General features: G+C 64.6%; 13 protein-coding genes. 6 read left to right on the top strand and 7 right to left on the bottom strand.

Translation table 11 applies throughout. From position 1 onward, the window contains the following. The first annotated feature begins 31 nt into the window (after positions 1–31). The 4 genes from FB548_RS14450 (at position 32) to FB548_RS18820 (ending at position 4,038) form a co-directional block, all read left to right on the top strand. A complete protein-coding gene (locus FB548_RS14450; protein ID WP_142125507.1) occupies positions 32–1,477 on the top strand; it encodes a M20/M25/M40 family metallo-hydrolase in 1,446 nt (481 codons plus the stop codon). Positions 1,478–1,668: 191 nt separating this feature from the next. Beyond that, the gene (locus FB548_RS14445; RefSeq protein WP_142125506.1) at positions 1,669–1,959 is read left to right on the top strand and encodes a hypothetical protein; all 291 of its coding nucleotides are present in this window, start codon (positions 1,669–1,671) and stop codon (positions 1,957–1,959) included. Positions 1,960–1,999: 40 nt separating this feature from the next. Further along, complete coding sequence (locus tag FB548_RS14440) at positions 2,000–3,304, top strand: histidine kinase (RefSeq protein WP_142125505.1); 1,305 nt, start codon at positions 2,000–2,002, stop codon at positions 3,302–3,304. Continuing rightward, a complete protein-coding gene (locus tag FB548_RS18820; protein ID WP_185742124.1) occupies positions 3,298–4,038 on the top strand; it encodes a LytTR family DNA-binding domain-containing protein in 741 nt (246 codons plus the stop codon). Before FB548_RS14440 ends, FB548_RS18820 begins: the two co-directional genes overlap by 7 nt. An 18-nt stretch (positions 4,039–4,056) precedes the next feature. On the opposite strand, the gene FB548_RS14425 is transcribed toward FB548_RS18820, so the two are convergent. After that, on the bottom strand, positions 4,057–5,205 hold the full coding sequence (locus FB548_RS14425) for a hypothetical protein (protein WP_142125504.1): 1,149 nt from the start codon (positions 5,203–5,205) through the stop codon (positions 4,057–4,059). Between the two features lie 354 nt (positions 5,206–5,559). On the opposite strand from FB548_RS14425, the gene FB548_RS14420 reads away from it, so the two are divergent. Continuing rightward, the gene (locus tag FB548_RS14420) at positions 5,560–6,147 is read left to right on the top strand and encodes a pyridoxamine 5'-phosphate oxidase family protein (protein ID WP_142125503.1); all 588 of its coding nucleotides are present in this window, start codon (positions 5,560–5,562) and stop codon (positions 6,145–6,147) included. Positions 6,148–6,246: 99 nt separating this feature from the next. Here the strand turns inward: FB548_RS14420 and FB548_RS14415 are convergent, their stop codons facing one another. From FB548_RS14415 to FB548_RS14405, 3 genes are all read right to left on the bottom strand, one after another. Then, complete coding sequence (locus FB548_RS14415; RefSeq protein ID WP_142125502.1) at positions 6,247–6,747, bottom strand: transposase; 501 nt, start codon at positions 6,745–6,747, stop codon at positions 6,247–6,249. A 240-nt stretch (positions 6,748–6,987) separates the two neighbouring features. Continuing rightward, positions 6,988–7,341 carry an FKBP-type peptidyl-prolyl cis-trans isomerase gene (locus FB548_RS14410; RefSeq protein WP_142125501.1) on the bottom strand — a complete coding sequence of 118 codons (354 nt, stop codon included), beginning with the start codon at positions 7,339–7,341 and terminating at the stop codon, positions 6,988–6,990. Between the two features lie 347 nt (positions 7,342–7,688). Then, positions 7,689–7,895, bottom strand: coding sequence for a hypothetical protein (locus FB548_RS14405; RefSeq protein ID WP_221625974.1), 207 nt, complete (start codon positions 7,893–7,895; stop codon positions 7,689–7,691). Between the two features lie 144 nt (positions 7,896–8,039). Between FB548_RS14405 and FB548_RS14400 the strand changes: the two genes are divergently transcribed. Continuing rightward, entirely contained in the window at positions 8,040–9,890 is a 1,851-nt protein-coding gene (locus FB548_RS14400) for an alpha/beta fold hydrolase (protein WP_142125499.1), read from the top strand. Between the two features lie 371 nt (positions 9,891–10,261). On the opposite strand, the gene FB548_RS14395 is transcribed toward FB548_RS14400, so the two are convergent. From FB548_RS14395 to FB548_RS14385, 3 genes are all read right to left on the bottom strand, one after another. Further along, positions 10,262–12,088: a hemolysin gene (locus tag FB548_RS14395; RefSeq protein WP_142125498.1), complete on the bottom strand. Its 1,827-nt coding sequence runs from the start codon at positions 12,086–12,088 to the stop codon at positions 10,262–10,264. 44 nt (positions 12,089–12,132) lie between these two features. Further along, positions 12,133–12,657 (bottom strand): hypothetical protein, encoded by a 525-nt coding sequence (locus FB548_RS14390; protein WP_142125497.1) that lies wholly within the window; start codon positions 12,655–12,657, stop codon positions 12,133–12,135. 385 nt (positions 12,658–13,042) lie between these two features. Beyond that, positions 13,043–13,510 (bottom strand): hypothetical protein, encoded by a 468-nt coding sequence (locus tag FB548_RS14385; RefSeq protein ID WP_142125496.1) that lies wholly within the window; start codon positions 13,508–13,510, stop codon positions 13,043–13,045. Between the last annotated feature and the right edge of the window lie 123 nt (positions 13,511–13,633).

The following is a 13,633-nucleotide window of genomic DNA, read 5'->3' as shown; positions in this document are numbered from 1 at the left end:
GCTGCAGGCCACCATCCGGGGGGATGCCACGATGAAACTGTTCTTGTCGAGTCCGATGACGCTGCTGCTCTCCCTGCTGATCAGCTTTTTCTTGCTGCGATCGGACACCCTGCAGGCGGTGCAGACACCCGGCGTGCGCGCAGATGCCGCATCCCCCGCAACCCGGGTGAGCACGCCGCACGTTGCACGGCTGGCGGAAACGTCACCCCCGCGTCCAGTGCGGGCAGACAGGGAGGAAACCGCAGCAGCCACGGCGCCGCGGCAGACCGACCCGTTCGCACCGGTGTACATCGTGACCTCCCGCGAGACCTGGCAGGGGATCCGCGGCCTGACCCGTGCCCCGGTCGCGCGGCGCGACAGCACCGGCGCCCCCGTGCTGATTTCCGAAACCCGGGCCGATCGCCTGGGCGAGATCAGCCACTACGTGCATGTCAACGAGCGCCGGTGCGGCGGCTATTTCGCATTCCCCAGCCGCGCGCAGGCCGAGGCCTTCGTCAGTGCGGACCGCGCGAAGCAGGCGATGACGAAATCGCTGCTCGCCGGCTACACGCTCGACAACCAGGCCACCGTGAGCCGCTGGTTGCCGCAGGTGCAGGAACAGCGCCTCTACGACACCATCAACCACCTCTCCAGCTATCGCAACCGCTACTTCGCCAGCAGCCACGGCAAGACATCGGCCGAATGGATCCGGGACCACTGGCAATCGCTCGCTGCGGGCCGCAGCGATGTCACCACCGAGTTGTTCACCGCCTGCACGAACTGCGCCACGCAGCCCTCCGTCATCCTCACCATCCGGGGCTGGGACCTGCCCAACGACGTCGTGGTGCTGGGCGCGCACCTGGATTCGATCAACGGCAGCAACCCCTACGATCCCAACCAGCACGCGCCCGGCGCCGACGATGATGCGTCGGGCATCGCCACGCTCACCGAGACGCTGCGCATCGCACTGGCCGACGGCTGGCAGCCGCGGCGCACGGTGAAGTTCATGGGCTATGCCGCGGAGGAAGTCGGCCTGCGCGGCTCCAACGCCATCGCGCAGTCGTTCCGCGCCAGCGGCGTCAACGTGGTCAGTGTGCTGCAGGTGGACATGACCAACTACAAGTCCGGCGCGGTCACGGACATGAAGCTGATCAGCGATTACTCCAACACGAATCTGAAGAACTTCTTCATCACGCTGTTCGACACCTACCTGGCGCCGATGGGCCTGACGCGCGGCAGCGTCGCGTGTGGTTACGCGTGTTCCGACCATGCGTCGTGGACCAACGCAGGCTATCCCGCCGCGATGATGTTCGAGGCCGGCGATCCGGGGGGCAGCTTCCCCTACATCCACACGCCCTACGACACGCTGGCGACGATGGGCGAATCGGCGCAGCACAGCGTCAAGTTCACCCAGTTCGCCCTGGCCTACCTGGGCGAAACCGCCAAGACGCGCGGAAAGGTCACAGGCGGGCCGGCGCAGGTGTTGCCGGCGCAGTGAACCCGTGCACGGCGGGATGAGGACGGTGGCAGCGGCAGTTGCCGCGAGTGCCGGTGTCGTTGATCACCGCGCCGGTGCGGCTCGTCACCGGCTGGTTGAGCCGGTCCGAAGCCGGGTCCGATGATGGCGTCACGCCTTCGGCCACCCTCGCACGGCGGACCGCAGGCACCCGCCTCTTCATAGGAACCCGGATGAATACCCAGCACTTCCTCATCAGCGCGCTGGTGGTCACCTCGCTCGCCGGCTGCTCGGCCGTGGCCACCAAGACCAACACCCTGTCCGACGAGCGCATCCTGTCCGAAACCGGCGGCGTGCTGGGTCTGTCGCCTTCGGAGCTGACCTTGGTCGAACGCCGCACCGAAGGCGTCAACACCTACGTCACCCTCAAGGCCAGCAACGGCAAGACCTATGCCTGCACCGTCAATGGCGGCAACCTGTTCTCGTTCGGCATGACCAACCCGCCCGTCTGCAACCCGCGCTGAGCCCCCTCGCGCCGCGCACCGCCCGCACATCGACACCGCCGTGCAAGCGCAGCGTCGCGGCCTGACCTTCGCCCCATCGCCGGAAGCAATTCGCCACACGGCATCGGCCGCCCGCGCCGCCGATGCGCGCGGCTGCCCTGTCCCGCACAATGCCGGCGGCCTGTCGGAAGGCCGGGGACTGACGCACGCCATGCACGACCACGCTGACATCGCCTTTCCGCGCACGCACGCGACACCGCGCCGCGGGCGCGTGCGCTTCGCCGTGCTGGTCGCGGTCGTTACCGGGTGGTGGGCGCTGTACGGACTGATGCTGGCCCGCCAGTTGGTCGACATGCGGTCCGCCGACGGCGAGGTGTACGGCTGGACAGGCGCGCTGACGTACGCCGTCGGCAGCACGTGGGCCTGGGTACCGATGACCGTGGTGGCGTACCTGGTGGTGTCGCGCTTCCCATTGGGTGGCCGGCACCTCGGAAGGAACGTCGCGATCAACGCAGGCCTGGTGGCCGGCTTCATCGTGGCAAAGGCGGTGTACGCCTGGCTGTCCAATCCTCTTTTCGCTTGGTATCCGGCGCTACCGCCCATGCTCGACCTGCTGGGCACCAGCGTCAGCAACAACCTGATCCTCGGCATCATGGTGGTGGCCATGGTCCACGGCCTCGTCTATTTCGAACACACCGAAGACCGCGACCACCGGGTGACGGCCCTCGAGAAAAGCCTGGCGCTGGCGAGGCTGGAGGCGGTGCGTGCACAGCTGAACCCGCACTTCCTGTTCAACGCGCTCAACTCGGTGGCCGAGCTGATGCAGACCGACGTGGACCAGGCCGACCGCATGCTGGTCGCCATCTGCGAGATGCTGCGCGACGGGCTGCGTGCCGACACCTTGCAGGAACGGCCACTGCGCGACGAGCTGAAACACGTCCGCAACTACCTGATGATCGAACAGATCCGGCTGGGCCAACGGGTCAACGCCAGCGTGCGTGTGGACGACGCGTGTCTGGATATCCCGGTTCCCACGCTGTCCCTGCAGCCGCTGGTGGAGAACGCCATCGTCCATGCGATCGCGCGATCGCGCGCCCCGGGCTGGGTGACCGTGGCCGCTTGGCAGGCGGGACAGACGCTGCACCTGTCGGTGGAGAACTCGCGCGCCATCGAAGGCGCGCGCAAGGACGGCAATGGCATGGGGCAACGCGCGGTGGAAGAACGGTTGCGCCTGCTCTACGGCGAACGCGGCCAGCTGCACCGCAGCGAAAGCGACCCGGACGTCTACCGGGTCGAGTTGCAGGTGCCAGTGCCCGCTCCCCTTCCGCTGCACGACGCCCCTGCCGCGAGGGAAGCCGCGTGCTGACGGCCGTCATCGTCGACGACGAACCGCTGGCACGGCAGCGATTGCGACGCCTGTTGGGCAAGGTCGCCGGCACGGTCATCCAGGTGGTGGCCGAGTGCACCGATGTGGATGAACTCATGCGCCTGGCGCGGCGCACGCAGGTGGACGTGCTCTTCCTCGACATCGAGCTGCCGGGCGGCAACGGGTTCACCGCGCTGCGCCGGTGGAACGGCCCGCCACCCAGGGTGGTGTTCGTCAGCGCCTACGACCAGCACGGTGTACGGGCATTCGAGGACAGGGCGGTCGATTACCTGCTCAAGCCGGTCTCGGCGGAGCGGCTGCGGGAAACCGTATCGCGCCTAGTGTCGCTGCCCGACACGCCGCCGCGCATGCTGCCGGCCAGCGGGCGCCAGCTGTCGCTGCAGCTGGGCCGCCGCATCATGCGCGTGGACGAGGCGGATATCCAGGTCGTGCGCGCGCAGGGCAACTACCTGGACATCGAAACGAAACGGGGCACGTTCACGTACCGGCGTCCGCTGGGGGAGTTCATCAAGGAACTCGATGCCACCGCATTCCTGCGCGCACACCGGTCCTCGGTGGTCCGCATCGCCGCCGTCACGGAAATCCTGACCCTGGGCTCCGGCCGCTACCGCCTGACGCTGGACTGCGGACGGGTGATCGTGACCGGACGCCGCTATCGGGACGATGTCCAGCGGCTCCTGGCGACCCCGCCGTCCGCATCCGCATCGGCCTGAGGTCGTCAGACGTGTCCGTCAGTTCTCCGGGGTATTGAGGAGGGCCCGGCACATGCCGCCCGCCGGTCCTTCGGAACGGATGCGGATGTCCGCGACACGCCACGCCTGGGTCTTGTCGGGGACGGTCACGAAGCTGACATCGCACGAGGTGTAGGCGCCGGATTGCGACAGCACACGACCCGATGCCGCGCTCACCACCGCCGACCGGGTATCCGCCTGGTCGCTGTAACTGATGAACCGCATCCCGGAGGCTTCCGTCACCTGCGGATTCGCGCCCAGCCGGGCCAGCGCCAGCGCCTCGGGCTTGCCCAGCCACACCATCAGCATCGACCCCTCCAGTTCGGTGACCTTCCTGCCTGCCTGGACCTTCCTGGCAATCGCGAGGAACTCCTGCTCGGCCCGGTCCGCGTCGAGGATGGGTTGCGCGAACGCCTGCGCTTGCGCGTCCAGCGTCTCCATCTTCGCGCCCACCGCCGCCAGTTCGCGCCGGTTCTTCGCCATCTCCGCGTCGGACAACCGCCTGTCCCTCGCCCCTGCGGGCTTCTGCGCCTTCCAGATATCCCGCCAGACGAAGCTCCCCACGGTGACGATGCTGGTTGCCTGGGCGACCGAGATGACCTCGCCGATCCCGAGCGGCGCCAGGCCCGCATTGAGCTTGACCGGATCCATCGCCTCCCATCCTCCTGCGGCATGCAGGGCGGAACGCGCCAGCAACTCATTGCAGGCCAGCACGCCGGCCTTCCTGTAGGCGGGGTTCGACAGGGATTGCCACGGCGTGGGCGGCAGCGGCACGTTGTCCGCGTCGCGCGTGAACTGGTAACTGCGCTCGCCCATCCGCCACCGCAGCGGCGCCGCGACCGCGAGCCCCGTCGCGCGCCTGGGCTTCGCCGACGGCAACGGATCGGCCGGGCATTCGAACTGCAGCTTCAGCACGGTCCAGTCCGGCTTGCCCGCATTTTCGTAAAGACCGAAGACCTCGATCTCGCGGATCGACGTGGACCCCAGCATTGCGTCCATCGGGGTGCGGTCGGCCATCATGAGGTTGGTGAAGAACAGCTCCCTGTCTCCGGGATCGCCTTGCGCGTGCAGCATCAGCATGTTGGCCGATGCCATGCCCGGCAAGGCCGCCAATGCCATCGCGGCCAGCGCGCACGCCGTGCGAAGCACCCCTGTTCTCATCCTGGTTGTTTCCACACCCTTCCTCCATCCAGCGTCGATCACGATTGAGCCGTTGTCGGCAGCGACGCGCATGGTATCCGGCCCATGTGGGGGATGTCCGCGGGGCGCGTCCCCGGCATGACAAGCCTTGCATGGCATGGGACGAAACGCCGGTCATCCGCACCCTCCCGGATGTCGTTGATCACAGGCGACACCATGCGAAGCGCAGGGCACGTCAGCCGATGCAGGGGTTGCCGGTGCCGTAGGGTGGGCCCTGGCCCACCGTTGGAGGGAGGCGGATACCGTGCGAAGGTGGGCTTGAGCCCACCCTACGGGCTACGCAGCCCCTCTTTGGAGATCGACATGAGACACGCGTTCGCGAACATCGCCTTCACCCCCGCGGTCCGCGACGTACAGGCACGGGACGGCAGCCGCGCGCAGTACGCGCGGGCCTTCGAATCCGGCGACGAGGTACGCAATGCCGAACTCGGAGCCGACGAGGCCGCCTTCATCCACGCGCAGCGCAGTTTCTACATGGCGACGGTGTCGGAAACGGGCTGGCCGTACGTGCAGCACCGCGGCGGCGCGCCGGGTTTCCTGCGCGTGGTCGATGCGAAGACGCTGACCTTCACCGACCTGCCCGGCAACCGCCAGTTCATCAGCGTGGGCAACGTCGCGAACGACGACCGCGTGGCGTTGATCCTGATGGACTACACGCATCGGCAACGGCTGAAGCTGCTGGGCCGCTTGAGCGTGGAGGAATCACCGGGCGCGGGACGTACCGAACGCGCGATGACGATCCATGTGGAAGCGTTCGACTGGAACTGTCCGAAGTACATCCCGGTGCGCTTCGAAGCTGAAGATGTGCAGCGTGTACTGGACGAGCGCGACCGGCGGATTGCGGCGTTGGAGGCACAGGTGGCGGAGTTGCGCGGGACGCCCAACACGTAGCCCGGGTAAGGCCAACGGCCGCACCCCGGGGGAACGGGAACGATGCGCATCAATCCACGTAGCCCGGGTAAGCGAAGCGCACCCGGGGCCGACGGACGACTACCGTTCGCCCAACCCTGCCTTCACCTCGCCGCCGGCAGCCCAGTCCTGCGGCAGCACGCCCCGCGACACATCCCGGTGGAAGCTGGAATGCGGCCATGCGGCTGCGTTCTCAACCAGACCATGCTTGACGGGATTGATATGCACGTAATCGACAAGCGCCTGCAGTTCGACCTCGTCGCGCACCGTGCGTTCCCAGTAGCGCGACTGCCACGGCGATGGTCCGCCAGCAGGAACGACACGGCGCGTGAACCCCTTCTTGATGTCCTGCCACAACCGCGGATAGTCGGCGGTCGCATCGGTCATGCGGATCACGGCATGCAGGTGATCGGGAAGCACGACGGCGGCGATCACCACGTGAGGTATGCGCTTGGCGGCAGCACGCCAGGCGGCGCGCAACGCATCGATCTCGCGAACGAGAAGATCACTCCTGCGGTCCCGCAACGTGACGGTGAAGAAGTACGTTGCGCCTGCAATCCGATTGCGGCGATACCTGACCATGCCGCGACCATAACGGAAACCCGTAGCCCGGGTAAGGCCAACGGCCGCACCCGGGGATCGGAATGACTACGTGTAGTGCATCCCGGGTGCGCTGCGCTTACCCGGGCTACGCGGGTCGCAGAACCCCCGACCAAATCCCGTAGCCCGGGTAAGGCCAACGACCGCACCTGGGGATCGGAATGGTTACGTGTAGTGCGCCCGGGTGCACTGCACTTACCCGGACTACGCGGGTCGCTTGGCTCAGGTGCCCAGCAGTTCGACGTCGAACTTCAGCGTGGCGTTGGGCGGGATGACGCCGCCGGCACCGCGGGCACCGTAGCCGAGGGTGGCGGGGATGATGAGAGTGCGCTGGCCACCGACCTTCATGCCCTGCACGCCTTCGTCCCAGCCCTTGATGACCATGCCGCCGCCGAGGGGAAAGATGAAGGGCTCGCCACGGTCCTTGCTGGAATCGAACTTGGCGCCCTGCTCGCCGTTCTCGTACAGCCAGCCGGTGTAGTGCACGGTGACATTGCTGCCGGGCTTGGCCTCGACGCCGCTGCCGACGACGGTGTCTCCGAATTGCAGGCCGGAGGTTGTGGTGGTGAATGCCATTGGGGTGTTCCTTGTGGGGATCGGGAGGTTGATGGCCGTAGTTTATCCACCGTGCGACCAAGAAGCGTGGCGCAGCCCGGGTGAGGCCGAAGGTCGCACCCGGGGCGTCGGACACAGAACGTGTCCTGCATGCAGCCTCCGGGTTCGCTTCGCTTACCCGGCCTGCGCTGGCTCACCCCAACGCGGGCCTGGCACTCGCCCGCTCGTCAGATACATGCATTAACCGAACAATTCATGGCCGTCGCATTCGAACAGCGGCGTTGTGCGTGGTGAGATCGCTTCCTGGACAGCGGCCTGGGCTCAGCGCCAAGGGCACTGTCTACCGACGGTACATGACGACGGTCACCCTACTTTTTATTTGCCTCTGAGTTGCTGACACGCATTCGTACGCTCGCCCGGTCTACCTGCTGCAGTTGGTAGCCATCGCCGTCCAGGTCCCGCCCCTTTTCGATCTGGTGCACCCGCCTCGCCTGTCCCCAGCCATCCAGGAATACCACCATGTCGATTGCATCCGTGATCCACGCACACGGCAAGCTGGCGACCGTCTCCTTCACCAGGTGCTCCAAGCGCAGTAGCCCGTCGAGCGCCGAGTCGCCATGTATCCATGCAACGCCACCAAGACACCCGAGGCCGCAGGCCTTCAGCAGACCCAATGACTTGCAGGATTCTGTCAGAGAAGATCCTCCGGGGAGGAAATCATGATGACGCACATCCGATCCGCGCACTCGTCTTCCCACACCGCGGCAACGTTTCGGTGCCTCGCGTCGCTGGGCATGCTGGCTCTGGCCGCTACGCTCACCAGTTGCGACTTGCAAGGGAAAGACAGCAAGCAAGCGACGGCCACCTCAGAAGCAATCAACGACAAGGATCCACGCTGGATCCATCGCGCGGAACCGCAGAAGAGGGTCGCGGTGGTATTCGTCCACGGCATCTTCGGCGACACCATCACCACTTGGACGCACCCCAGCGGGACGACGTTCTTCGACCTGCTCAAGGCATCGCCGCGAGTCGGAGAAGAGGTCGATGTATTCGCATTCGGCTTCACGTCCCGGATGTTCAAGGACGGCTCACTAAGCGTGAGCGAGGCGGCGCGCAGCCTGCATCAGTACCTCCAGTTCAACGATGTGTGGGAGTACGACAATGTGGTCTTCGTCACCCACAGCATGGGTGGGCTGGTCACGATGCGTCAGCTGACTGCACAACGCGACCTCGCTCACAAGGTACCGCTGATCGTGCAGTTCGCCACGCCGCAAGGGGGCTCGCAGATCACCGGGATCGCCCAACACGTGGTCAATAACGAGGCCATCAAGCAGATGCTGCTGGTCGACCACAACGAGTTCCTGCGTGAGCTCAACAACGATTGGGTCGAGATGCGCCGCGCTGGCCAAGCGCCGACGGTAATCTGCGCCTACGAGACCAAACCGACCAAAGGCGTGCTGATCGTGCCATGGTCGGCCAGCACCCGCCTGTGCGACGAGGCTGCCCCCGCGATCCAGGATGCCGACCATCTGTCGATCGTCAAACCCGACCGCGCCACGCATCCGTCCGTGGTGGTGCTGGTGAACGCACTGCGCAACTACGTGATGCCGCGCCTGGACGCGAATGCATGGCAGACGCCGAACTTCGAGGTCGACCAAGACCGCTGGATGTTTCGGCTTGGCGACGTCAATGACTTCAGCGTTGCCAAGATCGAGAACAAGAGCAAACTATGGCTGGATTACCGGATCCACCGGCCGGGCGGACTGACGCTGTACATCGCCCCCGAGGGCGAACGACGCAAGGTTGGCCCGTCGTCCAGCGATGACCTTCGGATGTTCCCGATCGGCGTGCTCAAGGAGGAGTACGAGTTCGAACTGCAGCTCGGATCGACCAAGCCCCGCAAGGTCCGTGCGTTCGTGCCCAACATCCAGGTTGCGCAGGAGCAGCGTGCGTCACGTGCGCGTGGACTGATGCAAGCGATCAGCGACGACATGGGATCAGGCGATGACCTTGTCGCCTTCCAGGCACTGCCAGAGGACGCCAAAGCCGAGCGCATCGCGGACGTGGCGCGCCGGACGCTGGCCGACGACCTGTCCGGGCTGCCCGAGGGCACGGCTTGGCTCGTGGTCGCCGACAACCTGTCGCAGATCAACCTCTCGCCTGCCGCGGCGGTCGCGATACGCCGTGTAGAAGAGCAGTCGCCGGCAACCGCGCAAGCTCCGGCCGTGCGCAGTCTCGCCGCGGTGATCTCCGACCAGTCCGGCAAGGGTGTCATCTTCCGACACAGTCCGACGCCCGATGCGACAGGCGCGCAGTTGCCGTTCCTGCCCGCCCAGACCCGGCTGACGACCGTACAGGACCAGAAGCTATGGACCGAACTGGCCACAAAAATGACTTCCGATCCCGATCTGAAGCGCGAAGGGCTTCTGATCCAGGGCGACCTGCTCCGTGAGCAGGGCAACTATGAGGAAGCGATCCGGCGCTACCAGGAAGTGCGGGCCGGGCACGAATCGAAAGTGCTGGATGCGCGACTACAAGCCCTGAAGAAGTTCGATGAAACCCAAGGTTGACAGCAGACGACGGTGACCACATGACGCTTATCAGCGTGATCGAGCGTGCGCGACTAGCCAAAACCACAAGCGATTCGATCTTCGCCACGGCACGGCAGAAGCAACATGGGGCAGAGTACATTCCTCTGCAGCGTCATTCACTGGAAATGCACTCTGACCCCTGTTTCCGAAGGATGACGTGCAAGGCGCCCCGGGTGCGCTGCGCTCACCCGGGCTACGCTGGCTACACAAGGACCGCTGGGGCAGCGGGAGCGCCTGCTGGCCCCACACGGCCCGTTGGTACAGGCGGCCCGCAGGAAGCCGCGTGATCGACGCAGCGTTGCACGACCGCCCTGTGGTTCATCCCTGTATTGCCATGCGCGCGTTGCGCATTACATGCGCATGACGGGTCCTTGCTGGGCCTGGCCTCGTTGCTGCTCTTCCGACAACTGCTGCTGGGCCAGCATCTGGTCGCTCACCTGCGCCAAGCGCTGCCCCTCTGGCGATCGGGAAAACTCGGCGACGATACGATCCAGTTCCTTGTCGTCGCCGGCCAACAGAGCGGAATACATGCTGTTGAGAAAGGGATCGTCGAACACGGCACGCGCCGGGTCGTGGCCGCTTTGGCGATCACCGACCTCAGGAGCGGAGGCCGAGGGAAGCGGGACGGCAATGCCAATTCCACGCGCTTCCTTGACCGGAGGGTGCGGGTCTGCCGGCGCTCGTGCGACGCCGCCGGGTTCGTTCAGGGTGATTCCCAAATGGCCGCTCTGGAAATTCTCGATCACCACCGGCTCGCGGTCCGCCTGATCCGACGCCAACGCGTCGGTAACCGTGAGCGTAGTGTTCTGCAGGGCGTAGATGAAGCGTCCATCTTCGCTGCGGTAGGTATCGGCAGGATCGGACGCGATGCGGGCGCCACCCGTCAGCGGCTGCCCGCCCCAGCGCACTTCGCCCACACCGTCGCTGTCCCGCAGGGTGTCGCCGGCATCGATCACGTAGGTGTCGTGGCCTTCACCGCCTTCCATCCGGTCCCGGCCCTGCCCACCAATCAGGATGTCATCACCACGATGGGATCGCAGCGTGTCGTTACCGCCTTCACCGATCAGCAGGTCGTTTCTTGCGATCTCCTGTGGATTCCGCCCGCGCGACATCCGCTGCGAATCGATAGTTGCACCGTGGTTCTGGTCAACATCTGATGTAGTGGTGCTGTGCTGCTCACGCCTCAACGCGACGTTGCGGTTGTTGACGCGATTACTGTTGGTGTCTATCGGATACTGGCGGTCGACTTCACCACGGTCGCGCAAGTCTCTGCCGGGATCGAGGTAAATGTGCCCGGCGTTGAAATTGGCATCGGTCAATCGATCGGCCAGATCCGGATGTTCCTGTCGAAGCTCTCGCAAGAGCACAGTACGAGCCGGTCCTAGCGCATCCGCTATGGTAGGTACGTTTCCGTATTCATCGACAAGCACAGGATAATCGCGGTTCGCCTGCGCGATACGATTTCGCTGGGCGGCCTCACCCTCAACGGTGACCCCGAAACCACGCTCCACCCGGGCGATCTCGTCGCGATGAAGCTGATACATGCGGTATACATTGCGGGCTTCGTCAGGTGTGACGTTGTTGGGATCGTCATACAAGCCAAACACTTGCGCTTCGGCAAACCGACGCTTTCTTAGGCCAGCTTCTGCCTCGTTGTTGCTTCCCCAGCAGTTGTAGCGCATCTGGAACCACACCTCTGCGCGATCGCCCTCTCGAACCGCGTCCATGATCGCGTGCTCTGGCACATTGCTTCGAGGCATGCCATTCAACATACCTACGCCGCGATTGTAGGCAAGCGAAACGAGGGCGATCCGCTCATCGGAGAGTGGCATCTGCAGACGGTTGGCCGGTCCTTCGTATTCCGCCATGGAAGCCCTCAGCAATTGGTCGGACTCGGCTGCATTCAGTTGTCGCGAAAATGTCAGACCAACTCTGGTCCTGTCGTCGGCGGAAGCGGCATCGACAGCAGCCAATGTTTGCCACTGCTGCTGGGTCAGCTCGATACCACTCTCTCGCCAGATCGCAACGTTGTTGTCTCGGTTGAGGGTATAACCCCAACCTATCGTCGCGCGGTTGTCACCAATGTCTTGTGCGTGCGCATGCAGGCTCTCGGACTCAACTATTACCATGCGAAGTTTGCGATCGTACTCCGCCTGGCCAAGTTCCCTGTAATCCATGTCGGTTACCTCAGCGATGTGGCTTTATGGTCGTCATCCATGCATCAATCCGGTGTTCTTATCGGCATGCCGCGGCAGTCAATCTTCTGCTTTGCTTCACTGCTCGACGAAGGATTGCTCGCCTTTGTCAGTACATCCTCTCCTGCAATGATGTCGATGTCCCGTTCGCTTCTACGAATCGTATCCCGCATCTTCCAATGCATGCAGCGACCTTCGATGGTTGCCTCGACGAGATAGATGCCGCCGCTACGCAGGCTTTCTATGGTAAGGACGGCCGTATTTCCGATCGCGATGCCGTGAACAATCCCGCCTTCGTCGATCTGGGCAAGCCGCGCTCTCGCGCCGAAGGATTCGCCGCTGATCTTGTCGCCTACCTGGGCAAGATCGACGTCGAACCCGCCACAGTCCGCATCCGGATCGGTCTTGTCGCACCACTGCACTGACCAACTGCCATTGAAATCTGCTTCGACAGGTTGCGCGGGTGGGTTGGACGCGCAGCCAACCAACCCAGCGCAGGAAGCGATCAGAGAAAGCGCAAACGATTTGACTGCAAATCTTGGGATTGCCATGAGGTCCTCCTGACCTTTGTCTTACAGGCGAAAGCCTGCCGAGGATGATACGTGTCACGGTGATCTGCCGTACCGGAGATCGTATTGATTCTGGGCACGACACTTTGGGTGCGCTGCGCCCTGAATCAGGGTTCGTCAGGCGGAATCTCATCCGGCCATCGACACGGAAGCGCCTTTAGATCATGCAACGCCGACAGTGCCTGCTCTGACTTGTCTTCGCTCAGCGTCCGGCGCCGTACTGTCCGGCCAGGCCGGCGGCCTGGGCCGGCATCGGAAGGCTCTGTGTAGCGCGCTCCCGGGTGCGCTGCGCTTACCCGGGCTACGTCCGACGGCGACCTGACAGGAAAGGCGAGCCGAAGCTCGCCTTTCTTGCATCGTGCCGCACTCACACCGCCGGCTCAGGCTCCTGCCGACGCTTGCGATTGAACCGGGCACCCAGTGCCTCCTTCAACGTGTCCAGGCCATCGCCGCGGCCGGCCACCTTGAGGTGGGCGTAGCCTTCCAGGGAGGCGACCATCAGGTCGCTGCCGAGGGCCATTTCGCTGTCGACCATGCGGTCGTAGACGCGTTGCAGGCGGGTGAGCAGTGGGCGCAGGGCGTCGAGGGCGGCCAGGTCGGCGCGGTATTCGTCCACGTCGAAATTGCGCGGCAGTACGTCGGGGTGTTTGCCCAGGGTGATGACGGCCTGGCGGCAGAAGGCTTCGGACTTGTCGCCCATCTTGGTCAGTTCGCGGCGCTCGTCGGGGGTCAGGCCGATCAGGCCGGTGAGGTGCTGCTCCAGGGTGGCGATGGCGCCTTCGACGGCGGCCAGGTCGTCGTCGTTGAAGCGCAGGGAGATGCGGTTCTGGGTCATGTTCACTCCATTGATCACATTGAAAGGACGACGTCCCCCCTATTTTGAGTAGCGATGCGATTTGGAGTCCAATCCCACCTGACCAGGAGATTGGACGTGAAGAAGCGATTTTCCGAAGAACAG

It is taken from the genome of Pseudoxanthomonas sp. 3HH-4, from assembly GCF_006716465.1.
Lineage (GTDB): Bacteria > Pseudomonadota > Gammaproteobacteria > Xanthomonadales > Xanthomonadaceae > Pseudoxanthomonas_A.
This window is presented reverse-complemented; position numbering and strand designations above follow the sequence as displayed.

What these genes read in the sequence shown, in the direction of transcription:
- FB548_RS14450 (WP_142125507.1), top strand. Translation starts at nt 32, where the DNA reads ATGAAACTGTTCTTGTCGAGTCCGATGACGCTGCTGCTCTCCCTGCTG.
- FB548_RS14445 (WP_142125506.1), top strand. Translation starts at nt 1,669, where the DNA reads ATGAATACCCAGCACTTCCTCATCAGCGCGCTGGTGGTCACCTCGCTC.
- FB548_RS14420 (WP_142125503.1), top strand. Translation starts at nt 5,560, where the DNA reads ATGAGACACGCGTTCGCGAACATCGCCTTCACCCCCGCGGTCCGCGAC.
- FB548_RS14415 (WP_142125502.1), bottom strand. Translation starts at nt 6,747, where the DNA reads ATGGTCAGGTATCGCCGCAATCGGATTGCAGGCGCAACGTACTTCTTC.
- FB548_RS14410 (WP_142125501.1), bottom strand. Translation starts at nt 7,341, where the DNA reads ATGGCATTCACCACCACAACCTCCGGCCTGCAATTCGGAGACACCGTC.
- FB548_RS14400 (WP_142125499.1), top strand. Translation starts at nt 8,040, where the DNA reads ATGATGACGCACATCCGATCCGCGCACTCGTCTTCCCACACCGCGGCA.
- FB548_RS14395 (WP_142125498.1), bottom strand. Translation starts at nt 12,088, where the DNA reads ATGGATTACAGGGAACTTGGCCAGGCGGAGTACGATCGCAAACTTCGC.
- FB548_RS14390 (WP_142125497.1), bottom strand. Translation starts at nt 12,657, where the DNA reads ATGGCAATCCCAAGATTTGCAGTCAAATCGTTTGCGCTTTCTCTGATC.
- FB548_RS14385 (WP_142125496.1), bottom strand. Translation starts at nt 13,510, where the DNA reads ATGACCCAGAACCGCATCTCCCTGCGCTTCAACGACGACGACCTGGCC.